Below are 26,509 nucleotides of genomic sequence, written 5' to 3'. Positions count from 1 at the left end.
TTAAAGAATCCTTTGAAGATTAATATGCTTTTGAAACGAATGTGATAGGCGATTTATTAATTCATCTCTCTCAATAATATAGTTTTTATGATGAATGGCTAATGGTTTAAGTCCCTTTTTTCTTCTTATTTGATTAATCCAATACCGCCTCCATTCGCCATTCTCAAAGATTCCATGAAGATACGTTCCACTAACTATTCCTGTCCCATCTCTATTACTTACCCAACCCAGTAGTGAGTCCTCGCTAAATGGTTGTAACTCTTCAGAAAATGAGTCAATTGATTGAGTAAAGCCGTGATGAAGTTCGAAGCCAGAAATTATACATTTCTGAGGCCAAAGAGCTAATACTTCACGTTTTAAAAGAGACTTACTTTTTTTAAATATTGTCTTAATAGGAAGTAGTTTCAGACCTTCGTATTGATTTTTGGCATTATCACTTTTTAGATTTTCTATATAATAGGGGTCTTCAAGTGTTTCCCCTAACATCTGTAAACCACCACATATTCCAAAAACTTCACCACCTTTTTTTGCAAACTCTTTTATTTCTGTCGCAAGATTACTTGTATTTAGCTTTTGAAGATCTTTAATTGTTTGTTTACTCCCAGGGATAATCACTGCATCAGGATTCCCTAGTGAATTGCCTGGTTTGACCCATTTTAATTTCACACTATCTTCTGATTCTAACGGATCTAAATCTGAGAAATTACTTAAGGAAGGCAATTGAATTATCGCTATTTCTATCTCTGAAAATGGTTTAGTAGGTTTTCGTTCGAGTAGGTCTAATGAGTCTTCTGGAGGGAAAATTTCGTTTAACCAAGGCATTACACCTAAAACAGGAATATTAGTTTCTTTTTCAATCCATTCTCGACCTGAGTCAAATAATGAGCTATCTCCTCTGAAACGATTAATTATTATTCCTTTTACTAATTCCCTCTCCTCAGGACTTAGGAGTGCAAGAGTACCTATTAATTGTGCAAAAACACCGCCTCGCTCTATGTCCGCTATTAAAAGGCAATTCGCATTTAGATATTTTGCTATACGTAAATTTGTAAGGTCTCTATGTTTAAGATTTACCTCTACTGGACTTCCCGCACCTTCTATAATCAATCTCCCATTAGGGAAGTCACTGTCTAATATTTTCAGTCCTTTTTGAATTGCTTCCCATCCTAAATTAAACCAGTTTTGGTAGTAATCTTTGGCTTTTGTAATTCCTACGCTTTCTCCAAGATGAATTATTTCGCTAATGCAATCACCTTGAGGTTTTAGAAGGATAGGGTTCATCGAACATATCGGATCAACCCTCGCTGCCCATGCTTGCAATGCTTGGGAGTAAGCCATTTCCCCCCCATTATTATCGACCCATGCATTGTTGCTCATATTTTGGCCTTTAAATGGGATAGGTCTTTCCCCTTGGTTACTTAAAACTCTGCAAATAGCTGTCACCATTAAAGATTTGCCAGCACCACTTGACGTACCAAGCACCATTAAAGGTTTTGAGGTTGAATTTATTATCATTGAAGAATTAGTTTCCTAAACAACCAGTTTCTAAACCTTTCGTATAAGTTGGCTTGTTGATTTGGAAGATCGGGGTTCATCTGAAGAAATTGCCTTCCTAATGGTGTTAGTCGAACTTTTGATGTTAAGCCTTGTCCGTCAACCTCACGCCTTAGAACCCCAATTGTTATTAACCATCTAAATGCACTTTCAATGCATTCAGAATCCTTGAACCAATGCAAGCTTTTATTGGAATACCTAGCTCTCATTTCAAAAACATTCTTTGCAGTTAAGCCATTTGATTCGACGTCTTTGTAAAAATTGGAATTTAGAGCAAGGCATTTAATTGCTCTACTTGTCCGTTTTAAAATGTGTTTATCAATTAATTCCATTGCTTCTAAAAAAAATAGCTTCTAAGCTTGAAAAATTTAAGAGTAGATTGATTTTAATTCTGATTTCATGATGCTGATACTTGGCTCTGCTTCAAAAGCTAGAAGAAATCTTCTCAAGCAAGTTGATATAAAACATAAGGTTATTGTAAGTGATGTTAATGAAGATCAATTTTCTGGATCTGATGTTGGGGAGTTGGTTCAATCTCTTGCAGTTGCTAAGGCTAAGGCTGTTTTATCAAAAATTTCTAACAAAACTCAAAATAGTATTTTTGATTGCAAAGAGATAGCAATACTTTGTTGCGATTCATTGTTTGAGTTTGATGGTCAAATCTATGGGAAACCCAAAACTGAAAAAGTAGCTATGGATAGGTTATCCAAGATGTCTTCTAAAAGTGGATACATTCATACAGGCCATTGTTTGATTATGCGACCAAATGTATCTACCAGTTCACCAAAGTATTCTGGAATGATTGTTAATGTTATTACAACTAAAATTAATTTCGCAAAACTTGCAGATTTAGAGATTGAGAAATATGTGAAAACTAACGAGCCAATTTGTTGTGCAGGAGGATTTGCTATCGATGGTAAAGGAGCTACGTTAATTGAATCAATAGAAGGTTGTTATAGCAATGTGATTGGACTTAGCCTGCCTTGGTTAAGAGACTCATGTTTTAAAGTTGGTTTTGAGTTGTGAGATGTATTAATAATTCCCTAAGAGATAAAAAAAGCCCTCAATGGTTAATTGAGGGCTTTTAAATGCAATTTAATTTATTTAGCTCTAGAAATTAGTCTAGATCAGGCATTGATAGAGCAGGCTCAGTCTTGCGATCTATACCTTTTTCAAATCCGCCAGCAGCAGCTCTCGCTCTTCCAGCATGCCAAAGGTGACCAATAAAGGTAAACCATCCTAGGAAGAATTGAGCAGCAGCAAGCCATTGACGCAAATTAACGAAGTTAACTGCATTTGGCTCGGTAATGATTCCACCAACTGAGTTGATTGAAGCATTTGGAGCATGTGTCATATACTCGGCTGCTCGACGTACTTGCCAAGGCTGAATATCATTTTGGATTTTATCCAAACTTAATCCATTCTCTCCTCTGAGAGGCTCTAGCCATGGACCTCTAAAGTCCCAAAAACGCATTGTCTCTCCACCAAAGATGATTTCACCAGTTGGGGAACGCATTAAGTATTTACCTAAACCTGTTGGTCCCATTGTGGTGCCAACATTTGCGCCAATACGCTGGTCTCTTACTAAGAAAGTAAAACTTTGTGCTTGAGATGCTTCTGCATTAGTTGGACCATAGAACTCAGATGGATATGCAGTGTTGTTAAACCAAACAAAAACAGATGCATAGAAACTTGCTACACAGATTCCACCTAAGGCATAGGCTAGTAGGGCCTCTCCATTCCATATAAAGGCTCTTCGAGCCCAACCAAATGGTTTGGTTTGCATATGAAAGTGGCCACCTATTAATTCAATAATTCCTAGGTAATAATGTCCGCCAACAATATCTTCAACTGAATTAACTCCTACCATATTTCCACCACCACCCCAGGGTGTTTGGAAAAGGTATCCAAAGATAATCCCTGGATCAGTTGTAGGAGTAATTAAGCGAACTTCACCGCCACCTGGTGCCCAAGTGTCATAAAGACCACCCAGGAACTGCCAGTTAACTGAGAAAGCTATTGCTCCAAGACCAAGTACACACAAATGACGTCCAAGAATGGTTGTCATTTGATCTTTGTCTCTCCAGTCAGTAGAGAAGAATGGAAACTCTTCTTCTAATTTCTCTGGTCCAGCAAGTGAATGGTAAATGCCACCAAAACCAAGTACTGCCGAGGCAATTAGGTGGACAACACCAGCTTGGAAATATGGCATTACATCTACAACTTCGCCTCCAGCACCAATCCCATAACCAAACATGGCTACATGTGGCATAAGGATTAAACCTTGCTCCCACATTGGCTTGTCAAAGGTGAAGTGACTCACCTCGTAAAGCATCATTGCTCCTGCCCAAAAGACCATTAGACCTGTATGGGCGATATGTGCTCCTAAGAGTTTTCCCGAAAGATTAATTAGACGTGCGTTGCCTACATACCAGGCATAACCAGTCTCTTCAATACTTTGGTTTGGAGCTTTTAAAAGACTATTAAAGGGCGTTTCCACGTGGGAGTACCTCCTCAGGGAATACAAAGTTTTCGTGTGGCTGGTCCACAGAAGACATCCAGGCTCTCATACCTTCATTCAAAAGGATGTTTTTGGTATAAAACGTTTCAAACTCTGGATCTTCAGCAGCTCTTATCTCTTGGCTTACAAAGTCATAGGCCCTTAGGTTAAGAGCTAACCCAACAATGCCTATAGCTGCGCACCACATTCCCATTACAGGAACGAAGAGCATTAAGAAATGAAGGAATCTTTTATTTGAGAAGGCAATTCCAAAGATTTGACTCCAAAAACGGTTAGCAGTAACCATTGAATAAGTCTCTTCTTCTTGAGTTGGATCAAAAGCTCTAAAAGTTGAACTTTGAACCTTGCCACCTGTATAGATGCTTGTGTCCTCATAAAGAGTGTTTTGAACTGTAGCTCCGTGAATTGCACAAAGCAAAGCTCCTCCAAGAATCCCAGCAACTCCCATCATGTGGAAAGGGTTGAGAGTGATGTTATGGAAACCTTGAATAAAAAGGATAAAGCGGAAAATAGCTGCAACCCCAAAAGAAGGAGCAAAGAACCAACTGTGCTGTCCTAAAGGGTAAATAAGGAAACAAGCGCAAAAAACAGCTATTACAGCTGAAAATGCAAGTGCATTGTATGGACGTATTCCTACAAGTCTTGCAATTTCAAATTGACGAAGCATGAAGCCAATAAGGCTAAATATTCCATGAAGAGCTACGAAATTCCATAGTCCACCAAGTTGCAGCCAACGAACAAGACTGCCTTGGGCCTCTGGTCCCCATAGGAATAGGAGACTATGCCCCATGGCGTCTCCAGGGGTACTAACAGCAGCTGTAAGGAAATTACAACCTTCCAGATAAGAGCTGGCTACACCATGGGTGTACCAGGAAGTGACAAAGGTTGTGCCTAAAAACCACCCTCCTATTGCCAAATAGGCAGTAGGGAAAAGTAGAAGACCAGACCAACCAACAAATACGAAGCGGTCGCGCTTAAGCCAGTCATCAAGGACGTCGAACCATCCTCTTTCTTGGGCGCCACCAACAGCTATCGTCATGAGAGCAACGTTGCTTAGCTTTTTGGATACTGGGTGACTTTAACAATTAGGAATACGCAACGGGGAATATTTTTATTAGATGAAACCCCTTGTTGTATTGCTAATCATTCGGAAAAATGGTTTTTATACTCTAATCAGGCTATCTATTAGAGAATATCTTCAGTAATGGCATGCCATGTCAGCTGATTTACAAGAATCCTCCAAAATGGAAAACCAATCAGAAACCTATCTTGAACAAAGTATTAAGGGTTCCAAAAAAGTATCAAATTACATAGTTTCCTCAATGCTTAGTATTGGAGGCGTTGGTTTTTTGCTCGCATCTGCCTCTAGTTATTTTGGAAGAGACTTTTTACCTTTGGGCAGTCCTTCTACTCTAATTTTTGTGCCTCAAGGGTTGATTATGGGACTTTATGGAATAGCAGGCTCTCTGGCAGCAATATATTTATGGTCTTTAGTAGCAGTGGATTTCGGATCAGGCTTAAACACCTTTGACAAAAATAAAGGGTCTCTGATGGTTTCTAGAAAAGGTTTTTTTAAAGAGTTAAAAGTTGAGATACCTCTTGAGGATATTAAAGCTGTAAAAATGGAAATTCGTGAAGGGTTTAATGCAAAAAGAAGAATATGTTTAAGAGTGCAAGGTAGAAAAGATCTTCCTATCAATGGCGCTGGAGCCCCTCAACCCCTTTTGGAGTTAGAACAAGAAGGTGCGGAATTGGCAAGATTTCTAGGGGTGGATTTAGAAGGTTTGGCAAATTGAGATATGAACTTTTTAAAGAAATGTAGCTTTCTATTTTTAGTACTTTCTTTAAGCCCTCTCTTTAGCGCTTGTGTTATTCAAAAGAATAATAATTCTTCTAATAATTTTTGCATAAACAAAACTATCCAATGTATTAATACTACTCACACAATAGAGATGGTTACTAATAAAGGAGTGATTACCTTAGAAATAGATGGCAAATCTGCTCCATTAACTGTTGGTAATTTTCTTGACTTGATAAATAGAGGTGTTTATAAACATACAACCTTCCATAGAGTAATAAATGATCCTATTCCATTTGTCATTCAAGGTGGTGATCCTATGTCTAAAAAACTTAAAACTAATAAAAATATTATAGGAACTGGTCATTTCATTAACCCTGAAAAAGGCAATGCTCGATTCATACCTTTAGAAATTAAACTTAGGAATGAAACACTTCCTAGATATAATCAACTTATTTCTTCTCAGGATGACTTTAGCCGAATTATTTTAACTCATCAAAGAGGTTCTTTATCAATGGCAAGGTCTGAATCATTGAACTCGGCAAGTGCTCAATTTTATATTTCCCTTAGAGATCTACCGGAACTTGACGGAAGATATGCTGTTTTTGGAAAAGTAGTTAAGGGGATAAATGTTCTAAATAAAATAAAAGAAGGGGATTACATTATTAATGTAAAAAGTATTGGAGAAAATTGATTAATTAAAGTTTTCTCAAAATTTATGCAGGTAAATTTTTCCCTTTAGAGGTTGATTTTAGCATTTCTGTACTTATACCTGAAGCTCTTTCAAGGGCAACTTTCCCCGTCCTAGCAATCTCAAGAATGCCATATGGTTTCATCAGCTTCTCTAATGCAACCAGTTTGCCTGGATCACCAACTACTTCTAAAATTAGAGCTTGATCAGATACATCTACAACTTTGGCTCTAAAAACTTGAACAAGGTCCAATATCTCTTTCCGGTGGTTTGATTTTGCAGAAACTTTTAATAGCATCAATTCTCTTTCTACGGCAGGTAGGCTAGTGAGATCGATTACATAAAGGACATTTACTAATTTGTCGAGTTGTTTAGTCATTTGTTGAAGAGTTTCATCATCTCCTTCAACAACCATTGTTAATCTTGATATGCCTGGAGCTTCTGCTGGCCCTACCGCTAAGCTCTCAATATTAAAACCTCTTCTAGCAAATAGGCCTGAGATTCTGCTTAATGCTCCTGATTGGTCTTCTACTAATACTGAGAGAGTGTGCTTCATGGGCTTTAATTCTTTATAAATTAATTTTCAACCAATTTAAAACGTATTGATTGAAAGTTTTAGGAGATTCGTCATGAGGGCAATGACCGGCCCCCTCCATTATTAACAATTGCAGACAAGGGTAGTCCTTTGTTAGTTTTTGGCCAATTTTTAAAGGGACTAATTTATCTTCTCTTCCCCACAAGAGCAGAATTGGAGGAGTATAAGCTTTTTTCATTAAACTATTAAGCAAATTTGGCGCAGTGCATTCTGCTTTCCTGATAGACATTCCAATACACATTGACCTAAGAGCCCTGGCCGCTGTTTTCCTTTGTGCAGGTTTTCTAATTATTCTTTTTAGTTCTATGTCTTTCAGGATTGGTTTGTTATAGGCAAGTTGTAGACCGGAATTAATTACCCCAGTTCTTATTATAAGAGGTATTAAAACTTCGAGTGGCAAGAGTGTAAAAAAGAGGATGATAATTTTATTCTTTATTGTTCTTATCCAACTAGGTATATTTAATTGTTTGGATTGCATTAAGGCTGGGTCAGGTAAAGGTGAAGCTATTACGGCTTCAACAAGGTTTGGTTTTAGCTTTAAGCTTGTTATTGCAACAAGTCCACCTAGAGAATTCCCTACTAGAATAACCTTTTCTTCTTTGCTTATCTGAACAATTTCTTTGATGAAATCAGTAACTTGATTTGCCCAAATTTCATTATCTAAATATTTGTTTGCCGACCCTTTTGGTTGTTCAGATTTCCCAAACCCTATTAGGTCTAGTGCATATACTCTAAAACCTTTTCTTGCAAAAAAAAGACCATTGTTTCTCCAGTGAGAGCTACTTGCACCAAACCCATGAATTAGGACTATGGCTTTTTTGTTTTCTTCTCCTAACACCCTCCAGTGACAATAAAGTCCTTGCCAAGACCAAAAATTGGCTTTGCCCCATGCGCTATCAGCTTCTTGAGAGGTTTTCATTTGGAAATGTCTTCTATTTATTTCTATGAGGGTTAATTTGCTTGGGGATTTAAATGTTAGGGGTTTAAATAGTTAAATGATTTAGAATATTTGAATGGCTTCAGAGATTTTCGGTACAGCAGCAGTTTTCTGGGTATTAATTCCAGTGGGCTTATTGGGGGGCGCACTTTTGTTAAAGCTCCAAGGAGACTAATTATCTCACCAATTTGCCGCTATTCCCTTTAAGCTGCTCATTCACAATGACATTTGCATGCAGGTTCTGGTTATCGGTGGAACAGGGACGCTTGGACGTCAAATAGCCAAAAAGGCAATTGATTCCGGGCATCAAGTGCGATGTATGGTTCGCAGGCCCAAGAATGCTGGCTTTTTGCAGGAATGGGGTTGTGAGCTAACTCAGGGCGATTTGTTGAGGCAGGGAGACATCGAATACGCCCTTAGCGGGATAGAGGCTGTAATTGATGCATCTACCACAAGACCTGAAGACCCAAGAAGTGTTTACGAGACCGACTGGGAAGGGAAGTTAAATCTTTTTAGAGCTTGTGAATCTGCATCCATTAAAAGATTGGTTTTTATTTCTTTATTTGCAGCAGAAAGATTTAGAAATGTCCCTCTAATGGATATCAAATATTGCACAGAATGTTTATTGGCTGAATCCTCTTTTGATTACACCATTCTGCAAGGTGTGGCTTTTATGCAAGGCGTGATAGGCCAATTTGCAATTCCTATTTTGGATAGTCAGCCAGTTTGGATTAGCGGAACTGCCAGCCCAATTGCGTATATGAATACTCAAGATATGGCTCGATTTGCAGTGGCTGCTTTAAGTCGAAATGAAACAATTAGGAAGAGCTTCCCAGTAGTCGGACCAAAGGCATGGACTCCAGCAGAACTGATCCAATTGTGTGAGGGTTATAGCGATAAAAAAGCAAGAGTCCTAAGGGTATCCCCCTTTTTAATAGATATTGCAAAGTCTATGGTTTCCTTTTTTGAATCAACTTTAAATGTTGCAGAGAGGCTTACTTTCGCGGATGTCAGCTCCAGTGGCGTTCCATTGGATTCTTCAATGGATGAAACATATAAGGCTTTTGACTTGCAGCCCTCTGAAACAACCACTATGGAGTCTTATCTCAAAGAGTATTACGAGGTAATACTTAAGCGCCTACGAGAAATGGAGGCTGATCTAAATAAAGAGCAGAGAAAAAAACTTCCTTTTTAAAGACTTTTCAGAGAGAAGGAGCAAAGGGTTGCAATTTTTTAGTTTATTTGTACTATTCATTTGATGATCAACCTTTATGTCTGTCGCTCAAATTAAAAACCTCAATCGAAGATTGGAAAACATTTGTTCTGAAGCAACCGATGAACTTGATAAGGCTTGCGGGAATGAATTGTGGAGAAAAATTGGCTTTGAAGCTTTTGATGGGCTAGATGATACAGATCGTAGAGCAAGGGCTAATTATTACTATGGCCAATTACAAACGGTAAGAGAACTTCAAGAAGTGTTGGGTTAACCTCTTAATATTGCTACTGACATCAAGTTTTTAATAGAATTAGATTATTAAATTATCTTTTTATTCAACCATAATGATTGAAACATCAGGTGTGATTGAAAAAGAACAAGGGAATGGCTTTTATTTAGTTACTCTAGAGCAGCCAGAAGGTCATCAGTGCTTATGTAGAGCCGCTGGAAAACTAACTAAATTCAGGATTAAATTGCTTGCTGGAGATAAGGTTTTAGTTGAGATAAGTCCATACGACTTAACTAGAGGAAGAATAACTTATAGAGAACGCAATGCAGGTGGAGGATCAAGAGGTCCTCGTTCGGGTAATAGACCCGGAGGACCACGGCGTAAATAATTTTTAGGAATCAACCTTTATAAGATCATATATAGCTTCTTTGAAGATTGATCTTTGTTTTACGCCTTTCCATTCTTTAATAAGATTTTTTGATTGAAAGAGTTGGATAGTTGGAGTTCCATTAATGCCAGCTTGCTTAGCAATCTCTTGATCTACTTCTATATCAATTTCAACTCCAAGAGCTTTTCCTTCTAACTCTTTCAGGACTCTTTTTAATTGAGGTTTTAATACATGACATGGTCCGCAGTTCGCTGAAGTGTAAATAACTAATAGAGGCTTTTGACTCTCGTGATATAGCTTTCTGAGTGGATAACTACCTTTTTGCCAGATGTGATTTTCATCGAATGTATTTGCTGTTGTTATTGCGTCAGATTCAATTAGCTCAGATGGAGCTGGTTCAGAGGGATGCCTTTTTATTATTGAAGCAAGATTGTTTTGGCTAAGCCACCTTTCTGCAGCCAAAGCAGCCTGGCAACCACTTCCAGCAGCAGTTATTCCTTGCCGCCATTCTGGGTCAGCAACGTCACCGGCGGCAAATACTCCTGAGATGGAAGTTTCTGGTCTCCCAGGCTTAGTTATTATGTAACCTTTTTCATCTTTTTCTATTTCAGAATCAAATAGATCTGTATTTGGAGTATGACCAATAGCATAAAAAAGACCTTTGGCTTTAATTACATTCTTCTTCCCAGATAATTTGCTTCTTATATGAATAGTATTTAACCAATCATTTCCTTCAATATCAATTATTTCAGTCTCGAAATGGATACTTATTTGAGGATTGGAGATCACTCTATCCGACATTGCGGCAGTAGCCTTTAGATGTGTTGAACGAACAAGTAGATGAACATGACTTCCGTATTTAGTTAAATAAACAGCTTCTTCACAGGCTGAATCTCCACCACCTACAACTACTAATTCTTCTTTACGGAATTGCGGAGTGGCACCATCACATATTGCACATGCACTAATTCCTTTACTCCAGAATAAAGGCTCATTAGTTAATCCAAGTTTATTTGCACTTGCTCCTGTAGCAATGATTAAAGAATTTGTAAGAATATTTTCACTTGAAGTTCTAATTAGGAAAGGTCTTGTTTTTAACTCAATTTTTTCTGCATCTTCTTCTAAAAGTTTTGTGCCCCATCTAATGGCTTGGGCTTTTATTAAATCCATTAACTCCGGACCTTTTATCCCATCTGGGAAACCTGGATAGTTTTCAACAAATGTTGTAGTCATTAACTGTCCTCCAGGAATACCTCCTCTTTCAAAACCAGTTATTAGTAAAGGTTGCAAATTTGCTCTTGCCGCATAAATGGCAGCGGTATAGCCTGCAGGCCCAGAACCGATAATGACCAGATTCTCTACCTGAGGTCTGTTTTTTTTATTTTCATCGCCCATAGCAAAAGGCGAATTCCAGCTAACTAACCCTAAAGATAATTGAAAAATTTATTCATTGTGGAAGAGATTAATAATATAAATAAGCTTTCGATAGCAAAAATTAGGCTAAATCAAAGAAGGGTTGGTAAAACTATTTTCATAATTCAAGTAATTCGTCTTTCTCATTAGAATCTTCGTTTAAATGAGTTGCTTGAGGCTTGGGTAGCTTCAGTATGGAAGCGTTTATAAGATCTGATTTTGCTTCAAGACATACTATCCACTCTTTAAACTCTTGAGTTATTGCATAGCTATCCTCATAGCTCTCAATGCTATCTAAGAGAGCAATTCTGCTAGATGCCCAGCAAGTCGCAATATTTACCCGCCTTTTAAGAGAGTTGTTCATGCTTAGTTCCCCAACGGGGGTACCTTTACACAGAAAAGGGGCTAAAAAGTGTTTCGATTTGTACAAACATGCATTTTGTGTACAAAAAGAATTATTGCCTTAATAAATTCTTTATATAGTCAATGAAATTACTAGGTTTCTCGGTGAATGAGTGTTTTCTTTTAATACTTTTTTAATAAAATCTAATTCCTTAAATATAGGAACATTCTTGTCTTCGTTAAACGGCTTCTGTGTGGTTTAAAAGTAGTTTCTCTACTTCGGTAATGCCTTCATTGGCAGATTTTCTTGCAAGATCAAAGTTGCCATTTGCTTCTTCTAATAAATTTTCAGCTAATCGATCTAGAAGCTCTTCTTTCTTTTCTTCGAGCATTGCCATTATTTCATTTTCTATTAATGAATGAACTGCTTTAGAGCGAAGACTGTCATTAGTTGCTTCGGCAAAAGTACCTTGAACTAATTCTTGAATAAATAAACGGTGAACTTCGCTGCTGCGCAGAAAGCTTTCTGTGGCATTAATAATTCCTTCTACTAAAGCCTCATCTGGTTCTGAAGCTTCATCTGTTAATTTGAATTCCCAGTCTAGATGCCTTCTTTGCCATCCTGATGAGTGAAGACTTGGCATTACAGTTTGAGAAAAAGTATCAACGGACATTTCGTAGATTCTTTCAGCAAGTCTTTCGCACCATTCTTTGCCATGACTTTGCAAATTCTTTTGCATTGCAGTGCGTGGTACAGCATGACCACCGTGATGACTATGACAAACGCCGTCTGGACATTCGATTGCAGTAAGGCCCATTTTTTAGCTGGATTTTTAGTTTCCTTTCTCTTCTTAGCTAAAAACCTTATGAAGGAAAACCTTTTTTCATAAAAAGTCCTGGTCTTAGAACCTTTTCAGTCTTAATCTTTAGATGAAAAAGGTAGCCTATCTTGCCAAGTTTATTAATTCCTCTTGATTCAGTTCCGGGTGAGACCCGTGTTGCTGCAACGCCTGAAACGGTTAAAAAGTTTCTTGACCTTGGATGTACTGTTTGCGTTCAGCAAGGGGCTGGAGTATTGGCTGGCTTTTCGGATGAAAACTATATGAAAGCTGGAGCAGAAGTGGTTTCTTTAGAGGAATCAAATCTTTTCATCACAATTGATTTGGTTCTTTGCGTGAATACCCCGCAATTAGAGTTTTTGTCAAAATTAAAATCGAAAACTTTGATAGTGGGATTACTTTCCCCTTATGGCAATTTGGATTTGGGAGAATCTTTAAAAGTTAACGAACTTTCAGCTTTAGCACTTGAACTCCTTCCTAGAATTAGCCGAGCACAGTCATCAGATGCACTTTCATCTCAGGCCAATATTGCAGGCTACAAATCAGTTTTATTAGCTGCTAGTGCTCTAGATAGATATTTCCCAATGTTGATGACAGCTGCTGGTACTGTCCAGCCAGCAAAAGTTGTTGTTTTGGGTGCAGGTGTGGCTGGGCTTCAAGCAGTTGCTACAGCAAAAAGACTTGGGGCAGTTGTATATGTGAGTGATATTCGTCCTGCAGTAAAAGAACAAGTTGAATCTTTGGGGGCAAGATTTATAGCTCCGCCAGAAATTGAAGATAGCCCTAGCGAATCTGCAGGATATGCACGTCAGGCTTCCGAGGCATTTCTAAATGCTCAACGTAAGCAATTAAAAGAGCAATTATCAGAAGCTGATGTTGCTATTTGTACTGCTCAAGTCCCAGGCAAAAAAGCACCTCGTCTTTTGAATGAGGAGATGTTGGATGGTATGAGGCCTGGTTCAGTGGTAATTGATCTTGCTGTAGCTCAAGGAGGAAATTGTGCTGGAACTAAACCTGGAGAAACAATTGTCAGGAAAGGGGTAAATCTTATAGGTGCATCAAATTTGCCATCTAGTGTGCCTAATCATGCGAGTGTTTTGTATTCAAGGAATTTGTTTTCTTTAATTCATCCATTCCTAAAGGATGGAAATTTGTTGCTTGACACAAACGATGAACTTATTAATGGTTCTTTAATTAGTCACAATGGCTTCCTTCGGCATGAAGCAGTATTTAATTCAGGAGAGAAAATCTAATGTCTTTTTTAAGTGAAGCACTTTGGGTACTTTTGCTAGGAAGTCTTCTTGGATTGGAATTAATTGGGAAGGTCCCTCCTACTTTGCACACACCACTTATGAGTGGAGCTAATGCTATTTCAGGAATTACTATTCTTGCTGCGCTTACTTTAATAATTAAGGCAGGAGATAATACTGCTTTGTTAGTTATGGGGTCGGTTTCTCTTGGGTTCGCTTTATTCAATGTCGTAGGAGGCTTCCTTGTCACAGACAGAATGCTTGCGATGTTTAGTCGTAAAACATCACGCAAATAGGAGAACTTGTAATGACTTTCACTGAAATTCTTAAATACTCTATTGACCTTATTGCTGTACTCCTTTTGGCTTTAGGCATTAAGGGGCTTTCAAAAGTTCGTTCTGCTAGGGAGGCCAATCGTTTGGCAGCTGTTGCAATGCTTCTGGCAGTTGTAGGTCTATTAATTAATGCTTTAGGAGATACAGGGATAACAATCAGTTCTTGGGTGTGGATAATTATTGGTTCCTTAATAGGTGGTGTCCTGGGAATGATTACTGCTAAACGGGTTTCTATGACGGCAATGCCAGAAACAGTTGCTTTATTTAATGGTTGTGGAGGAATGTCTTCCTTATTGGTTGCTTTGGGAGTGGCACTTTTCTCTAATACAAATGCCGAGTTGAATGGGGGATTGATTGACAAAATATCTATTGCTATTTCTGTTTTTGTTGGAGCGATTACTTTCTCTGGTTCAATCGTTGCCATGGCGAAGTTGCGAGGATGGCTTTCCACTCCTTCATGGATGGAAAGCAAATTTCGTCATGTAATCAATATTGGTCTAGCCGTAATGTCTTGTATCGGGATTATTGAAGTTTTATTTGGAGGAGCAACTGGCCTGCCCTTATTGGTTGTTAGTTCAAGCTTGCTTGGTATTGGTGTCACCCTCTCAATCGGAGGAGCTGATATGCCAGTAGTTATCTCATTATTGAATAGCTACTCGGGTGTAGCAGCAGCAGCAGCAGGTTTTGTCGTTAGAAGTCAACTTTTGATTGTGGCAGGAGCAATGGTTGGAGCTGCAGGCTTAATACTTACTCAAGTTATGTGTAACGGAATGAATAGGTCTTTGATTTCTGTTTTGTTTGGCGGAGCACTTGCTGCTAACTCAACTTCTGGAAGTAATGGTTCCGGAGAGTATCTGAACATAACAAGTTGTAGTGTTGAAGAATGTGCTTTAACACTTGAAGCCGCCGAACGTGTTGTAATTGTTCCCGGTTATGGACTTGCTGTTGCCCAGGCTCAACATACGCTCAGGGAGGTTACTAGATCATTAGAAAATAATGGAATCGAAGTGAAGTATGCGATCCACCCAGTAGCCGGTCGTATGCCAGGACATATGAATGTCCTTTTAGCAGAAGCAGATGTTCCTTATGAACAATTAATGGAAATGGATATTATTAATCCTGAGTTTCCTGCAACAGATGTTGTTCTTGTTCTTGGGGCAAACGATGTAGTCAATCCACAAGCAAAGAATGATTCAACTTCGCCGTTGTATGGGATGCCAGTACTGGATGTTCAAGAAGCTCGTACAGTTTTTGTAGTTAAAAGAGGAATGAGTGCAGGTTATTCAGGAATAAAGAATGATTTGTTTGAGCTGCCTAATACTTCAATGGTCTTTGGAGATGCAAAGAAGGTTTTAGGAGATCTTTTAGTTGAGCTTAAGGAGTTAGGAATTGGCAGTAGAAGTTGATGGTTCTTGTCAGGTTATTAATGATCTTGGAATAGATCCCTTTAGGCAGAGATTCCCTTGGATAGGAGGAGACCTTCAAACTTTAAGGGATTCATTTGTTACTGATGAGTTGCTCTCGCAAAATGGCGAGGTCTTGAAAATTAAGATACCTCCTCTGCCTAATGGTGGTGATACCAGCGGCTACTTAATGGCACTTTTGAATAGACCTAGTGAGTCCTCTGAGATGCGTGGTGTTGTTCTTATGCTTCATGGACTAGGGGGGTCTAGCCGTAGAAGAGGTTTGAGACGTATGGCTTTAAAGCTTTTAAACGCAGGCTTCGTTATTTTGCGATTGAATCTTAGAGGTGCTATTCCTGGGAGAGATTTAGTTGCTGGAACATATGCAGCCAAGTGTAATAGTGATTTAATCCCCGTAATAGTTAAAGCTAGGGAGATTTGCGATCTATTATGGAAACAAAATGATATTACAACAAGTTATATACCTCTATTTGGAGTAGGTATTTCTTTAGGAGGAACAATTCTTCTTAATGCTTGCTTTGAGTTGATTAACCATCCCTTCATCCCTCAGCCGCCTTTAGATGGGTTGGTTTGTATCAGTAGTCCGTTAGATTTAGTTGCATGCAGTGCGGCAATAGAACAGCCACGAAATAAGTTTTATCAAAAGTGGCTTTTGCAGCGTTTAGTTAAGCAAACACTTGCGGACCCTTTTGGAGTTAAGCCTTTTGAGAGAGAAGCTTTGACAGATGAAAGAAGTATTTCTGCTTCAAAGATTACGTCAATTAGGGACTTCGACTCTGTTATTACAGCCCCAAGATGGGGATTTAATAATGTGGATGAATACTATAAAAATGCTTCTCCGTTAAGCACTCTTTGTCAAAATCCTGCGGGTATTCCTGAAACTCTTTTCATTCAATCACTCGATGACCCTTGGGTTCCACCTGATGCAGCTATTGAACTATTTAAGAAAACACAAAAACTTGGTTGCAACTCCAAGATAGAAGTTTGCATTACTTCTAATGGAGGACATAACGGATTTCATGGAATTGGTGGATGCTGGGGTGATGAACTTGTAAAGCGCTGGCTGCTAAAGTTTTGATATGTAAAAATTGTTTTGAATTATTTTTTAAACAAGGTTTGATTAAATATAAATTCTTTTACTGGACTTCCTTCAATTATATGTTGTTTAACTATTAATTCTATCAAGTCTGGATTTACTCGTCTATACCAAATCCCATCGGGCCAAATTAACATTATAGGACCCTCTTTGCAGACTCTTAAACAGTCAACTTTGCTTCTTAAAACAATACCTTCTTTTCTATTAGGTTCTTCTAGTCTTAAATCCCTTATTACTCTTTTGAGCCTATTCCAACTTTTTATTCCGGTTTCAGGGTCGCAGCACAATGCTTTAGAAGGTGATGCACAAAGAAGAATATGGTGACTAATCTCCATCTTGATTTGAGTACACTATCTTGTGAATTGTTGGACATCTTTTTCTACAGACTCCCTCACTATTTTTCGGGCCCAAGTATCAAAATAAATAACATCATTTAATTGTGGGTTGTGCTTTAAATCATTTTTATGCTTTTCGCATGCGATTTCAATTGCTTTTGGAATGTTTAAAAAATGAATTTTTTCTTCTAGGAACAATGCAACTGCTTCTTCATTTGCTGCATTAAGAACCGCTGGCATAGTGCCACCTAATTTGCCTGCTGAGTAAGCAAGTCCCATGCAAGGATATTTGACGGTGTTTGGTTCTTTGAAGGTTATTTCCCCTATCTCAGGAAGATTTAATCTCTTCCAAGGTGTTTCAATTCTGTTTGGCCAACTCATGGCATACAGAATTGGGAGTTTCATGTCAGGCCAACCCATCTGAGCTAAAACAGAGGAGTCAGTTAACTCAATCATGGAGTGAATAATGCTTTGAGGGTGGATAACTATCCCTATCTGATCGTAATCAAGACCAAATAAATAATGCGCTTCAATCACCTCAAGCCCTTTGTTCATAAGAGTGGCTGAATCTACGGTTATTTTCTGGCCCATACTCCAATTTGGGTGACTAGTTGCATCCTTAATAGTCGCCTTCTCTAGATCTTCAATGGACCAGTCCCGAAACGCTCCGCCTGAAGCAGTTAATTGAATACTTCTGAGCCCTGGAGTTGGTACTCCAGTTGAAAGTCGTGCATTCTCTGCCCAAGGAGTGCCTTGCAGACACTGAAATATTGCCGAGTGTTCTGAATCAGCTGGTAGTAGGCGGCTGCCACTCCGCTTTAATTCAGGTAGTACAACAGGTCCCGCAGCTATAAGAGTTTCTTTATTAGCTAGAGCAATATCTTTCCCGGCTTTTATAGCCGCCAGAGTAGGCAGAAGACCAGCACATCCGACAATTCCAGTAACCACAAGGTCGGCGTGATCCCATGAAGCAGCAATACTTAGTCCTTCTTGGCCACCAAATAATTCTGGAAGTTTCGCTGGTTTTTCATCAAGGGATAGATTTTTTAACAGTTGTTGCAGCTGAGGGACAAGGGATTCATCCGCAAGTGCAACTACTTCTGGATTATGTCGTTGTATTTGTTCTATTAGGAGATTTAGGTTTCTCCCAGCAGTTAACCCAACTACTTTGAATTGTTCTGGGAACTCTTCAGCAATTTGGAGGGTTTGGGTGCCAATAGAACCAGTGGAGCCCAGCACGCTGATGGCTTTCACAATGTCCTTACAGATATAAACAGTCTCTCATTTCAAGGTTCTTACTGTCTAAAAAGTAAATTATTGGAAAGTACTGAAAAAAAACTAAATTCTTTTCCAATCAGTTATCCCTTCTGACTTGTCAATTAATTCAATACCTTGCTCTTTTAGTTCATTCCTTATTTGATCTGCTTTCTTATAATCCCGAATTGATTTTGCAGCTCTTCTTTCTTTAATCGCTTCTTGGATATAGGCCATGCTTGGGACAGAATCGTCTTTAGAAAATACTTTTTTAGTTGGTTCATTTTTTAACCCCAGAACATCCGCTAATTCAACAAGAGTTATCCATCTGGAATTAAGATTTCTAGAATTATCATCAGTAAGCCTGCTCACTTCTAGTTGCTCATATTCAATTTGATTTGCGATTGTCTTTAATGGACGAGCAAGTTCAAAAAGAACTGCCAGAGCTGAAGCGGTGTTCAAATCATTGTTTAATGCATCTGTGAAAGATTGACGTAATGAATTTAACCCCTCTAAACAAGAGACTTCAGATGCTGTAAGAGGTGATTTTAAATTTCTTGATTTAGACCATTTCAAGATTCCTTTGTGATTTTCTCCTAAGGCAAGTGCTTTGTTTAATCCAATCCACCCTGTTGCTGCTGCCTGTATTGCTTCATCAGTAAAATCAAGAGGCTTTCTATAGTGTGCTTGCAATACAAAAAATCTTATTGTCATTGGCGTAACCCCTTTGTCTGTTAAGTCTCTTATGGTTGTGAAGTTTCCAATTGACTTACTCATTTTTTCTCCTCCCACATTGACCATTCCATTGTGCAGCCAAAAATTTGCCAACTTTTTACCATTGGCCGTTTCAGATTGAGCTATCTCATTTTCATGGTGAGGGAATATAAGATCAGTACCACCAAGATGAATATCTATTGTTTCACCTAATTCTTTTAGAACCATTGCAGAGCATTCAATATGCCAACCAGGACGACCTTTGCCCCAAGGTGAAGGATAGCTTGGCTCTTCATCCTTTGCGGCTTTCCATAATGCAAAATCAAAAGGATGATGTTTACGTGCTTTTTCTTTATCAGTTACACGTCCTTCTGGATTGATCTGTTGCTTCGATAAGTCTCTGCCGCTCAGTTTCCCATAACTACTATGCTTACTGACTGTAAAATAAACATCTCCTTCTGTTGAGTAAGCTGCTCCTTTTTTCTCTAGATTCATAATCATAGAGCGGATCTCATCGAGACATTGGGTGGCTCTTGGAGTTCGGTCTGGCCGTAAAATACCTAATGAGTCCATATCTTTATAGAACTCTTTAATATTTCGCTCGCTGACCTCATGCATAGTTGAATTTTCTGTAGCTGCTCGATTTAATATTTTGTCGTCAATATCTGTAAAGTTTTGAACGAAGGTTACTTTATAACCTTGCCAAATAAAATATCTACGCAAAGTGTCCCATGCAATATAACTTCTTGCATGTCCAAGATGGCAAAGGTCGTAGACGGTAACACCACAACAATAGATATTTACTTCATTAGGCTTCAGTGACTTGAAAAGTTCGACTTGCCCACTAAGTGTGTTTGTTAATTTGAGGGACACTTGATTAAAACGATGAAAATGTTTGGGTAAAAAAAATCATTTTTCTTGATTTCTTATTTTGCATCCATCCAATTTTTGCCAACTGCAGATTCTACAGTTAGAGGAACGCTAAGATGAATAGCATTTTCCATTGTTTTTACAACTAACTCTCGAACTTTTGTCATTGCTGACGGCTCTACTTCTAAAACTAATTCATCATGGACTTGCAATAGCAAATTTGCAGGTACTGATGCTTCTTTTAATTTTTTATCCAATTGGACCATGGCTACTTTAATAATGTCAGCACTAGAACCTTGAATTGGAGCATTTGCTGCTGCTCGTAGTTGTTGTGCTTCCATTCCAGCCCGTCGGGCAAGTTTAAGATCAATATCCATAGGGTTTTTTCCTAATAGTCTTCCTAAACCATTTTTGTCGAAATGAAAATACCTTCTACGACCAAGTAGAGTTTCTACATAACCTTGACTGAGCGCAAGTCTTTCTTGAAGCTCTAAAAAAGAGAATACCTTTGGATACTGATCTTTATATCTATTTAGAAAATCTTTGGCCTCTGTTTGTGAAACACCAGTTGAACGAGCAAAACGTTGAAAGCCCATTCCATAGATAACCCCAAAATTGATTGTTTTACCTAGTCTTCTTTCGTCGGCATTTATTGACTGTTTATCCAATAAACGCTTTGCCGTTAATTCATGAACATCGTCTCCATTACGATAGGCTTGTTGAAGGAACTCCTCTTCTGAGAGATGGGCAAGTATACGAAGTTCTATTTGGGAATAATCTGCACTTAACAGCACCCAATCTTCCCTAGGTAAAAATGCCTTCCGAATACGTCTACTAAAGTTTGTTCGAATAGGAATGTTTTGTAAATTAGGATTGCTACTGCTTAATCTACCAGTAGCTGTAACTGCTTGATTGAAATCGGTATGTACTCTTCCAGTTTCTTTTTCTACTAATTGTGGCAAGGCATCTACGTATGTGCTGAGAAGTTTGCTTAGGGTTCGGTGCTCTATGATCATTGGTACAAGTGGATGGTCTTGCTCTAGTTTTTCTAAAACATTTGCATCAGTACTCCAGCCTGTTTTTGTTTTGCGAGATTTCTTTTTGTCCAGTTCTAATTGCTCAAAGAGTATTTCACCCAATTGCTTTGGAGAGTTTAGGTTGAATTCATTGCTTGTAATTTCATAAGCTTTCTTTTCGATACTTTGCAGTGTTTTATTTAACTCAATCGAAAGTTTTTCTAGGTAAGGTATGTCCACTCTTATCCCCCTGGCTTCCATATTTGCAAGTATTGGCTCTAGCGGGAGCTCTACTTGATTTAAAAGATCAATAAGATTTCCACTAATACCTTTCAATTGTTGTTCAATTACAAAACAAAGCTTTCTTGTTAGATATACATCCATTCCGCAGTACAGGCTTGCAGTCTTAATATCAACCTCTCTGAAGGTTTCCCCTTTCTTAACAAGGTCTTTGAAGTTAAGTGGCGTAAAGCCAAATTCCCTTTTGGCCATTTCTTCTAAACTATGTTTCTTACTAGCATCAAGTATGTAATCAGCCAGGAGAGTATCCATGACAACTCCTTCTAGAGGTATGCCATATTGAAGAAAGACTAATCGGTCATATTTTGTATTCTGAAGGACTTTAGGATGTTGAGAACTGCCAAGCCATGGAGATAAAGCTTGGATAACTTCGAGAAGAGGTAGCTGCTTATCATGTTCAGTGTTCGTTATAAGCTCGCTAGAATTATGTCCCACAGGTATATAGGCTATCTCATCAATACCTTCTCCCCAACATATGCCTACACCTACAAGCTCTGCTTGGCAGGGATTTAAACTAGTTGTCTCAGTATCAATAGCTACTGGCTTAGATGATTGAGTGCATTCTGATAGGACTTCAAGAAGTTCAGTAAGCTGGGATTTGTTATTAATTACTCTTGGATTTAAAATTGGCATCTTATTTTCGACATTGACTTTTGTTTTTGTATAGTTCTTCTCGTTAATACTCTCTATTGAGTTCTTTTTCTCACTTGCTGTTGATTTGTTTGCTAAAAAACCACCAGATGAAAATGTTGCTATAAAAGTTGGTATTTGCCTATAAAGACTGTATAATTCAAGATCTTGTAAGGAGTTCGCAAGACTTTCTTGATTTATTTTGGTTAATTCAAAACCTGATGTTTTCAAAGGAACTTCGATTAAGATTTCGGCGAGCTTTCTAGAAAGGTAGGCATTCTCTTTACCTTGCCTAAGTTTTAATTTCACAGCTCCTTTGATTGAACCCTGGAAAGCTTTCTCTCCTTTCTCTTCGAGAACTTCTAATAATTGAAAGACTCCATCAAGATCATTATTTTCATTTAAAAGGTTGATTGCTGTTTTTGGTCCAACACCTTTAACTCCAGGTATATTGTCTGAACTATCTCCAGTAAGAGCCTTTAAGTCGATAACTTTGTTAGGAAGAACACCAAGCTTTTCTTTGACAGCCAATTCATTGATTAAGGAAGGATTACCACTTTTTGAGTAAGGCCCACCCCCCATATACATGATTGCTATATCACGATTATCATCTACTAATTGGAAGAGGTCTCTATCTCCAGAAAGTATACGCACTCTCCAGCCGTCTTCGGCAGCTTTGTTCGCTAGTGTTCCAAGCACGTCATCTGCTTCATATCCAGGGGCTGTACAGATTGGTATCCTTAGGTCTTCTTTAAGGATTGTTTGTAGCTGCTCTAGGTCTTGAAAGAAAGTCGGAGGAGCAACATCTCTATTGGCTTTGTAGTTTGGATCTGCTTTGTGACGAAACGTTGGCTCAGCTGTATCAAAAGCAATCGTTACTCCTTGTGGGCTAAGGCTTTTGCAGTTATCTAATAGACTTTTTAGAAACCCAAATGTAACACTTGTTGGAAGACCATCTTTTGTCGTCAACCCCCCTTCACCTCCTTTGCTAAAAGCGTAAAAGCTTCGAAAAGCTAGCGAGTGACCATCTACAAGAAGTAAAATAGGCCTTGATTGTTTTTGGGACATGGCATTAATTTCTGGCTCCATTTTTATAGAGACTTAAGTTAGTTGCTTTTTCTTTTCGCCCATGGCGGTAAATCTATAAAAAATTGCTCTCCAGGAAGTATTCCTTTAATAATTGCTGTTTTACTTCCACTGCTATAGCCGAGTTCTACTTTTTGGAAAAGAGGTTGCTGTTTTTCCCCTACAAGTAACAGCCCTGGCTCTCCTTGCCTAGTCACGATGGCAACAGTTGGCACTAGTGTCTTTATTTCACTTTTCCCTGCTTGGAATTCAACATCTGCGGTCATACCAATCAGTAGTTTCTGGGGCGGCTCCACTAAAGAGAGTTTTACTTCAAATGAAGTCACATTATTATCCTTAATAGCTCTTGGGGAAATATTTTCTACAACAGAGTCAAATATTTCATCTGGGAATGCTTCAACTCGAATAGTTGCTTGTTGACCTTTGCTTATACGGCCTATATCACTTTCAGGAACCTTTGCTATTACTTGAAGACCGTATGAAATCTCCACGACGGACCTTTTGCTTGAGCTTTGATTAGTCGAGGCTTGAGAGTTTGGCGAAACGTATGAACCTGGTTCTGCATAACGTGCTGTAATAACCCCTGAGAAAGGAGCTTTAATTAATAATTGCTCTTTTTCAACTTTTATTTGATCAAGACGAGCTTTGCTTGTTAGATAATCTCTTTGAAATTCATTATATTTTTCAGCGCTAATAGCACCTTCTGTAAAAAGTTTTTTTCTCCTGTCATAGGCAGATTTTTTATTTTCAAACTCAGCATTTAATTCATTCAGCCGAAATGGGAGTCCCTTGTCTACTATCTTTGCAATGACTTGCCCCATTTTTACTGAATCTCCTTCTTCAATATAGATCTCTTCAATTAAGCCTTGCCTGTCTGGATTAATATTTATACGTTTGATAGCTCCTAACTCTCCACTTGCATTAATAACGGAAGAAAGCATTCCTTGCTCAGCAGTCATTGTGTAGCTTGTTATATCTCTAGAATTTTCTTCCCCTAGTCCTAATTTCCATAGAACCCCACCTCCTGTCATTACTAAAAGGAATGACAAGAGACTGACAAGCTTTTTACGCTGAAATGAGCCTCCTAACTTTGTTTTGATGAAGCCCAGTACCTTTTGTTTTTCTATGGCCAATGTGGGAAAACTTTTTGATTGGTGAAAGGTTTAGTCTATTTTGCTGGTTTATGGAGCCATTAGGGACTATTTTAGACAGATTAATTTTAGAAGATTGTTCAAACTGGTTTTTTTATGCTTAAAGCTGGAATAGTTGGACTTCCTAACGTAGGGAAATCAACTTTATTTAATGCGCTTGTAGCAAATGCAAAAGCTCAAGCTGCTAATTTCCCTTTTTGTACGATTGAACCAAATGTTGGAACAGTCTCTGTCCCAGATAAGAGGCTAAATTTGCTTGCAGAACTTAATTGCAGTAAAGAAATAATTCCTACAAGAATCGAATTTGTTGATATAGCTGGACTTGTTAAAGGTGCCAGTCAGGGAGAAGGACTAGGCAATAAGTTTTTATCCAACATTCGTGAAGTGGATGCAATTGTGCATGTTGTTCGATGTTTCGAAGATGAGAATGTTATACATGTATCTGGCTCAGTGGATCCTATTAGAGATGTAGAGGTCATTAATTTAGAGTTAGCCCTAGCGGATATTGGTCAAATTAATAAAAGAAGAGATCGACTAAAGAAGCAAGTCAGAGCAAGTCAGGAGGCCCAGCTTGAGGACAATGCTTTGGGAAGTGTTCTTGTTGCACTTGAAGACGGTAAAGCAGCGCGAAATGTTGAATTGTCAGTTGAAGAAAAGTTGATAATTAAGCCTTTAGGTCTCCTTACCTTAAAGCCTATTATTTATGCAATTAATCTAAGTGAAGATGATCTTTGTAAGGGTAATACCTATTCTCAAGCAATCATTGACTTTGCTTCTAAGGAGCAATCACAGCATGTATATATTTCAGCTCAAGTTGAATCTGAGTTGATCGATTTAGGTGAAGCTGAGCGAAATGATTATCTTGATGGACTTGGTGTAAAGGAGGGTGGGCTTAAAAGTTTAATCAAGGCTTCTTATGACTTATTGGGCTTGAGAACATATTTTACTAGTGGTGAGAAAGAAAGTAGAGCCTGGACTATTAAGGCAGGGATGACTGCTCCTCAGGCAGCAGGTGTTATCCATAGTGATTTTGAGAAAGGTTTTATTCGCGCTCAAACGATTGGATATGAAAAACTTATAGAGGCTGGTTCTTTTGTTGAAGCAAAAAATAAGGGTTGGTTAAGAAGTGAAGGCAAGGAGTATATTGTAGAAGAAGGTGATGTCATGGAGTTCTTATTTAATGTATAGTCAGATCTATTTCATTGCAATGAATCTGAGCACATTTTTATTATATTTAGATTCGAGTAAAGAGCTGGCTATTTAATAGTGTAAAATGTTTTAAGTTAATAAAAATAACCCTTGCATGGTGGGTGATAGTTGATTGATATAGTTGGATGAATATCTCATTGCTATCTTTTCGGTGAAAAAGCTTGTAAACCTTTGAAAATTCAGAACAATTAAAGTAGGAGTGCTGGAAAGAGTAGACGTTTATTATTCATAGCAAAAATCATTTCTTCTAAAACTTTGATCTAGCTTGACTAGTTAAGGAAAGAGTCTTGACTTCAGGGTTGTTAATTAATAAAAGAAGGTATAATTTTTATAAGATAAGATGGATTTGAAAATGCCAAGGGAACGGACTCAACTCAATATTAAAATTGACCCTGAATTGTTGGTTAAATTAAAATCTGAAGCTATTAAAAGTGGAAAAACATTAACAGAATTTGTTGTTGAGCAATTAAAAAACATACCAGAAAAATCTTCTGAATCTTCACTTGAAGAAAGACTTTTGAGAATTGAAAAAATTCTTCTTATAAATGAAGACTCCCCGAAGCTAGACAAAAAGATAGGAACCATTTTTACTGATCAGGGAGCAAAGGAATATGGCGAAATTGCAAGATCAGAGTTCGAGTCACATGCAAAAAAGAGGGGACTTACAATTTCTGAAGCATTACAGCAGCTAGCCAGTCATATTAAAAATTATCCCTACAGCAATCCCGAACTTATTTTTCAGATCCTATTAGGAACTCATGAGCTTACTGGTTTAGAGATGACGACTGCCTATAGGCATGGTTCTTGTGGAATGAGATCTGCTCTAAATGATTGGACAAAACAACCCTTGGAAACACTAAACAAAGCTTTTTTAGATGCCGTTATTACTAAAAGTCTTGCTAATTAACTTAATCTGAGATTAAATCTCAAGATTGTTTCGTCTTATATATCGAGGCTCTATGTCTTTGGTGGCTAGATTAAATAACTGGATTGACATGAAAGAGAAGAATGTTGTTGAATCTGAGGTAGTGGTAGGTGTAAAAGTAATTTCTAAGGAGGATTTCTGAAGTGATTAAGATGCGCGAAAGGAATTTAGATGACGACTCTTACGATGAGGTGGAAGAAAGTCTAAGAGTTATAAATCCTGACGAGGAAGATCGACCATACTTCCCGCCTGAAGAATCAGAACCACCTCATTACTAAAAATTGTTTATTTAAGGCAAGGAAGAATTTTATGAGATGTTTATAACTGTAGATGACCTTGGCTAAAATCAATCTTAAGAGGTTAATACCTATAGAAAATTATATATGAGAAT

The 26,509-nt window shown here is 38.1% G+C and carries 28 protein-coding genes; 14 read left to right on the top strand and 14 right to left on the bottom strand.

Going from position 1 to position 26,509, the window contains the following annotated elements:
* Both O5635_RS03365 and O5635_RS03360 read right to left on the bottom strand, forming a co-directional pair.
* A complete protein-coding gene (locus tag O5635_RS03365) occupies positions 1–1,515 on the bottom strand; it encodes a cobyric acid synthase (RefSeq protein WP_269607954.1) in 1,515 nt (504 codons plus the stop codon).
* A complete protein-coding gene (locus O5635_RS03360) occupies positions 1,512–1,886 on the bottom strand; it encodes an Npun_F0494 family protein (RefSeq protein ID WP_036902532.1) in 375 nt (124 codons plus the stop codon). Before O5635_RS03360 ends, O5635_RS03365 begins: the two co-directional genes overlap by 4 nt.
* A 67-nt stretch (positions 1,887–1,953) precedes the next feature.
* Here O5635_RS03360 and O5635_RS03355 point away from each other — a divergent pair, with 67 nt between their 5' ends.
* Positions 1,954–2,580, top strand: coding sequence for a nucleoside triphosphate pyrophosphatase (locus O5635_RS03355; protein ID WP_241462960.1), 627 nt, complete (start codon positions 1,954–1,956; stop codon positions 2,578–2,580).
* 91 nt (positions 2,581–2,671) lie between these two features.
* On the opposite strand, the gene psbC is transcribed toward O5635_RS03355, so the two are convergent.
* Positions 2,672–4,054: a photosystem II reaction center protein CP43 gene (gene psbC / locus O5635_RS03350; RefSeq protein ID WP_036902534.1), complete on the bottom strand. Its 1,383-nt coding sequence runs from the start codon at positions 4,052–4,054 to the stop codon at positions 2,672–2,674.
* On the bottom strand, positions 4,038–5,114 hold the full coding sequence (gene psbD / locus O5635_RS03345) for a photosystem II D2 protein (photosystem q(a) protein) (RefSeq protein ID WP_036902535.1): 1,077 nt from the start codon (positions 5,112–5,114) through the stop codon (positions 4,038–4,040). Before psbD ends, psbC begins: the two co-directional genes overlap by 17 nt.
* Positions 5,115–5,289: 175 nt before the next feature.
* Here psbD and O5635_RS03340 point away from each other — a divergent pair, with 175 nt between their 5' ends.
* Positions 5,290–5,871, top strand: coding sequence for a photosystem I assembly protein Ycf4 (locus O5635_RS03340; RefSeq protein WP_052042953.1), 582 nt, complete (start codon positions 5,290–5,292; stop codon positions 5,869–5,871).
* Between the two features lie 3 nt (positions 5,872–5,874).
* A complete protein-coding gene (locus O5635_RS03335; RefSeq protein ID WP_036902536.1) occupies positions 5,875–6,567 on the top strand; it encodes a peptidylprolyl isomerase in 693 nt (230 codons plus the stop codon).
* 22 nt (positions 6,568–6,589) lie between these two features.
* Here the strand turns inward: O5635_RS03335 and ilvN are convergent, their stop codons facing one another.
* Positions 6,590–7,120, bottom strand: a complete 531-nt coding sequence (gene ilvN / locus O5635_RS03330; protein WP_036902537.1) for an acetolactate synthase small subunit — start codon at positions 7,118–7,120, stop codon at positions 6,590–6,592.
* Between the two features lie 13 nt (positions 7,121–7,133).
* The gene (locus tag O5635_RS03325; protein ID WP_036902538.1) at positions 7,134–8,078 is read right to left on the bottom strand and encodes an alpha/beta fold hydrolase; all 945 of its coding nucleotides are present in this window, start codon (positions 8,076–8,078) and stop codon (positions 7,134–7,136) included.
* 94 nt (positions 8,079–8,172) lie between these two features.
* Here O5635_RS03325 and petM point away from each other — a divergent pair, with 94 nt between their 5' ends.
* The 4 genes from petM to infA all read left to right on the top strand — a co-directional run bounded on the left by petM (position 8,173) and on the right by infA (position 9,929).
* Complete coding sequence (petM, locus tag O5635_RS03320; RefSeq protein WP_072013271.1) at positions 8,173–8,271, top strand: cytochrome b6-f complex subunit PetM; 99 nt, start codon at positions 8,173–8,175, stop codon at positions 8,269–8,271.
* Between the two features lie 57 nt (positions 8,272–8,328).
* Positions 8,329–9,291: an NAD(P)H-binding protein gene (locus O5635_RS03315; protein ID WP_036902539.1), complete on the top strand. Its 963-nt coding sequence runs from the start codon at positions 8,329–8,331 to the stop codon at positions 9,289–9,291.
* Between the two features lie 76 nt (positions 9,292–9,367).
* Positions 9,368–9,583 (top strand): hypothetical protein, encoded by a 216-nt coding sequence (locus O5635_RS03310; RefSeq protein ID WP_036902540.1) that lies wholly within the window; start codon positions 9,368–9,370, stop codon positions 9,581–9,583.
* A gap of 73 nt (positions 9,584–9,656) precedes the next feature.
* Positions 9,657–9,929 carry a translation initiation factor IF-1 gene (gene infA / locus O5635_RS03305; RefSeq protein WP_036902541.1) on the top strand — a complete coding sequence of 91 codons (273 nt, stop codon included), beginning with the start codon at positions 9,657–9,659 and terminating at the stop codon, positions 9,927–9,929.
* Positions 9,930–9,932: 3 nt separating this feature from the next.
* Here infA and O5635_RS03300 read toward each other — a convergent pair whose 3' ends face one another.
* From O5635_RS03300 to O5635_RS03290, 3 genes are all read right to left on the bottom strand, one after another.
* Positions 9,933–11,324 carry an FAD-dependent oxidoreductase gene (locus O5635_RS03300; protein WP_036902542.1) on the bottom strand — a complete coding sequence of 464 codons (1,392 nt, stop codon included), beginning with the start codon at positions 11,322–11,324 and terminating at the stop codon, positions 9,933–9,935.
* 136 nt (positions 11,325–11,460) lie between these two features.
* Complete coding sequence (locus O5635_RS03295) at positions 11,461–11,706, bottom strand: hypothetical protein (protein ID WP_036902544.1); 246 nt, start codon at positions 11,704–11,706, stop codon at positions 11,461–11,463.
* Between the two features lie 217 nt (positions 11,707–11,923).
* Positions 11,924–12,502, bottom strand: coding sequence for a hypothetical protein (locus tag O5635_RS03290; RefSeq protein ID WP_036902545.1), 579 nt, complete (start codon positions 12,500–12,502; stop codon positions 11,924–11,926).
* A gap of 131 nt (positions 12,503–12,633) precedes the next feature.
* Between O5635_RS03290 and O5635_RS03285 the strand changes: the two genes are divergently transcribed.
* Genes O5635_RS03285 through O5635_RS03270 form a run of 4 tightly spaced genes read left to right on the top strand, consistent with a single transcriptional unit; the run spans position 12,634 to position 16,610 of the window.
* Complete coding sequence (locus O5635_RS03285) at positions 12,634–13,776, top strand: Re/Si-specific NAD(P)(+) transhydrogenase subunit alpha (protein WP_036902547.1); 1,143 nt, start codon at positions 12,634–12,636, stop codon at positions 13,774–13,776.
* Positions 13,776–14,069 carry an NAD(P) transhydrogenase subunit alpha gene (locus tag O5635_RS03280; protein WP_036902548.1) on the top strand — a complete coding sequence of 98 codons (294 nt, stop codon included), beginning with the start codon at positions 13,776–13,778 and terminating at the stop codon, positions 14,067–14,069. Before O5635_RS03285 ends, O5635_RS03280 begins: the two co-directional genes overlap by 1 nt.
* 11 nt (positions 14,070–14,080) lie before the next feature.
* Positions 14,081–15,514: an NAD(P)(+) transhydrogenase (Re/Si-specific) subunit beta gene (locus tag O5635_RS03275; protein WP_036902549.1), complete on the top strand. Its 1,434-nt coding sequence runs from the start codon at positions 14,081–14,083 to the stop codon at positions 15,512–15,514.
* The gene (locus O5635_RS03270; RefSeq protein ID WP_036902551.1) at positions 15,498–16,610 is read left to right on the top strand and encodes an alpha/beta hydrolase; all 1,113 of its coding nucleotides are present in this window, start codon (positions 15,498–15,500) and stop codon (positions 16,608–16,610) included. Before O5635_RS03275 ends, O5635_RS03270 begins: the two co-directional genes overlap by 17 nt.
* 20 nt (positions 16,611–16,630) lie before the next feature.
* On the opposite strand, the gene O5635_RS03265 is transcribed toward O5635_RS03270, so the two are convergent.
* The 5 genes from O5635_RS03265 to O5635_RS03245 form a co-directional block, all read right to left on the bottom strand.
* Positions 16,631–16,963, bottom strand: a complete 333-nt coding sequence (locus O5635_RS03265) for a (2Fe-2S) ferredoxin domain-containing protein (RefSeq protein WP_036902552.1) — start codon at positions 16,961–16,963, stop codon at positions 16,631–16,633.
* 15 nt (positions 16,964–16,978) lie between these two features.
* Positions 16,979–18,217: a 1-deoxy-D-xylulose-5-phosphate reductoisomerase gene (locus O5635_RS03260; protein WP_072013272.1), complete on the bottom strand. Its 1,239-nt coding sequence runs from the start codon at positions 18,215–18,217 to the stop codon at positions 16,979–16,981.
* Between the two features lie 84 nt (positions 18,218–18,301).
* A complete protein-coding gene (gene cysS / locus O5635_RS03255) occupies positions 18,302–19,804 on the bottom strand; it encodes a cysteine--tRNA ligase (protein ID WP_036902555.1) in 1,503 nt (500 codons plus the stop codon).
* A gap of 53 nt (positions 19,805–19,857) precedes the next feature.
* The gene (gene polA / locus O5635_RS03250; RefSeq protein ID WP_036903591.1) at positions 19,858–22,815 is read right to left on the bottom strand and encodes a DNA polymerase I; all 2,958 of its coding nucleotides are present in this window, start codon (positions 22,813–22,815) and stop codon (positions 19,858–19,860) included.
* Positions 22,816–22,853: 38 nt separating this feature from the next.
* Complete coding sequence (locus tag O5635_RS03245; protein ID WP_269607944.1) at positions 22,854–23,882, bottom strand: efflux RND transporter periplasmic adaptor subunit; 1,029 nt, start codon at positions 23,880–23,882, stop codon at positions 22,854–22,856.
* A 198-nt stretch (positions 23,883–24,080) separates the two neighbouring features.
* Here O5635_RS03245 and ychF point away from each other — a divergent pair, with 198 nt between their 5' ends.
* From ychF to O5635_RS03230, 3 genes are all read left to right on the top strand, one after another.
* The gene (ychF, locus tag O5635_RS03240; RefSeq protein ID WP_036902557.1) at positions 24,081–25,172 is read left to right on the top strand and encodes a redox-regulated ATPase YchF; all 1,092 of its coding nucleotides are present in this window, start codon (positions 24,081–24,083) and stop codon (positions 25,170–25,172) included.
* 373 nt (positions 25,173–25,545) lie between these two features.
* Complete coding sequence (locus tag O5635_RS03235; protein ID WP_036903595.1) at positions 25,546–26,100, top strand: hypothetical protein; 555 nt, start codon at positions 25,546–25,548, stop codon at positions 26,098–26,100.
* 170 nt (positions 26,101–26,270) lie between these two features.
* Positions 26,271–26,396, top strand: a complete 126-nt coding sequence (locus O5635_RS03230; protein WP_269607941.1) for a hypothetical protein — start codon at positions 26,271–26,273, stop codon at positions 26,394–26,396.
* Positions 26,397–26,509 lie beyond the last annotated feature (113 nt).

This window comes from Prochlorococcus marinus str. MIT 0919 (assembly GCF_027359375.1).
In the GTDB taxonomy this organism is placed as follows: Bacteria; Cyanobacteriota; Cyanobacteriia; order PCC-6307; family Cyanobiaceae; genus Prochlorococcus_D.
The sequence above is the reverse complement of the archived record's forward strand: the minus strand, read 5'-3'. Positions and strand labels throughout refer to the sequence as shown.

Excerpts from the sequence above, each read along its gene's own strand:
- O5635_RS03340 (WP_052042953.1), top strand. The coding sequence starts at position 5,290 with ATGTCAGCTGATTTACAAGAATCCTCCAAAATGGAAAACCAATCAGAA.
- O5635_RS03265 (WP_036902552.1), bottom strand. The coding sequence starts at position 16,963 with ATGGAGATTAGTCACCATATTCTTCTTTGTGCATCACCTTCTAAAGCA.
- O5635_RS03295 (WP_036902544.1), bottom strand. The coding sequence starts at position 11,706 with ATGAACAACTCTCTTAAAAGGCGGGTAAATATTGCGACTTGCTGGGCA.
- O5635_RS03365 (WP_269607954.1), bottom strand. The coding sequence starts at position 1,515 with ATGATAATAAATTCAACCTCAAAACCTTTAATGGTGCTTGGTACGTCA.
- ilvN (WP_036902537.1), bottom strand. The coding sequence starts at position 7,120 with ATGAAGCACACTCTCTCAGTATTAGTAGAAGACCAATCAGGAGCATTA.
- O5635_RS03315 (WP_036902539.1), top strand. The coding sequence starts at position 8,329 with ATGCAGGTTCTGGTTATCGGTGGAACAGGGACGCTTGGACGTCAAATA.
- O5635_RS03325 (WP_036902538.1), bottom strand. The coding sequence starts at position 8,078 with ATGAAAACCTCTCAAGAAGCTGATAGCGCATGGGGCAAAGCCAATTTT.
- O5635_RS03290 (WP_036902545.1), bottom strand. The coding sequence starts at position 12,502 with ATGGGCCTTACTGCAATCGAATGTCCAGACGGCGTTTGTCATAGTCAT.
- O5635_RS03310 (WP_036902540.1), top strand. The coding sequence starts at position 9,368 with ATGTCTGTCGCTCAAATTAAAAACCTCAATCGAAGATTGGAAAACATT.
- O5635_RS03300 (WP_036902542.1), bottom strand. The coding sequence starts at position 11,324 with ATGGGCGATGAAAATAAAAAAAACAGACCTCAGGTAGAGAATCTGGTC.
- O5635_RS03280 (WP_036902548.1), top strand. The coding sequence starts at position 13,776 with ATGTCTTTTTTAAGTGAAGCACTTTGGGTACTTTTGCTAGGAAGTCTT.
- petM (WP_072013271.1), top strand. The coding sequence starts at position 8,173 with ATGGCTTCAGAGATTTTCGGTACAGCAGCAGTTTTCTGGGTATTAATT.
- O5635_RS03235 (WP_036903595.1), top strand. The coding sequence starts at position 25,546 with ATGCCAAGGGAACGGACTCAACTCAATATTAAAATTGACCCTGAATTG.
- O5635_RS03335 (WP_036902536.1), top strand. The coding sequence starts at position 5,875 with ATGAACTTTTTAAAGAAATGTAGCTTTCTATTTTTAGTACTTTCTTTA.
- O5635_RS03230 (WP_269607941.1), top strand. The coding sequence starts at position 26,271 with ATGCGCGAAAGGAATTTAGATGACGACTCTTACGATGAGGTGGAAGAA.
- ychF (WP_036902557.1), top strand. The coding sequence starts at position 24,081 with ATGCTTAAAGCTGGAATAGTTGGACTTCCTAACGTAGGGAAATCAACT.
- O5635_RS03355 (WP_241462960.1), top strand. The coding sequence starts at position 1,954 with ATGATGCTGATACTTGGCTCTGCTTCAAAAGCTAGAAGAAATCTTCTC.
- polA (WP_036903591.1), bottom strand. The coding sequence starts at position 22,815 with ATGTCCCAAAAACAATCAAGGCCTATTTTACTTCTTGTAGATGGTCAC.
- O5635_RS03275 (WP_036902549.1), top strand. The coding sequence starts at position 14,081 with ATGACTTTCACTGAAATTCTTAAATACTCTATTGACCTTATTGCTGTA.
- psbD (WP_036902535.1), bottom strand. The coding sequence starts at position 5,114 with ATGACGATAGCTGTTGGTGGCGCCCAAGAAAGAGGATGGTTCGACGTC.
- O5635_RS03360 (WP_036902532.1), bottom strand. The coding sequence starts at position 1,886 with ATGGAATTAATTGATAAACACATTTTAAAACGGACAAGTAGAGCAATT.
- infA (WP_036902541.1), top strand. The coding sequence starts at position 9,657 with ATGATTGAAACATCAGGTGTGATTGAAAAAGAACAAGGGAATGGCTTT.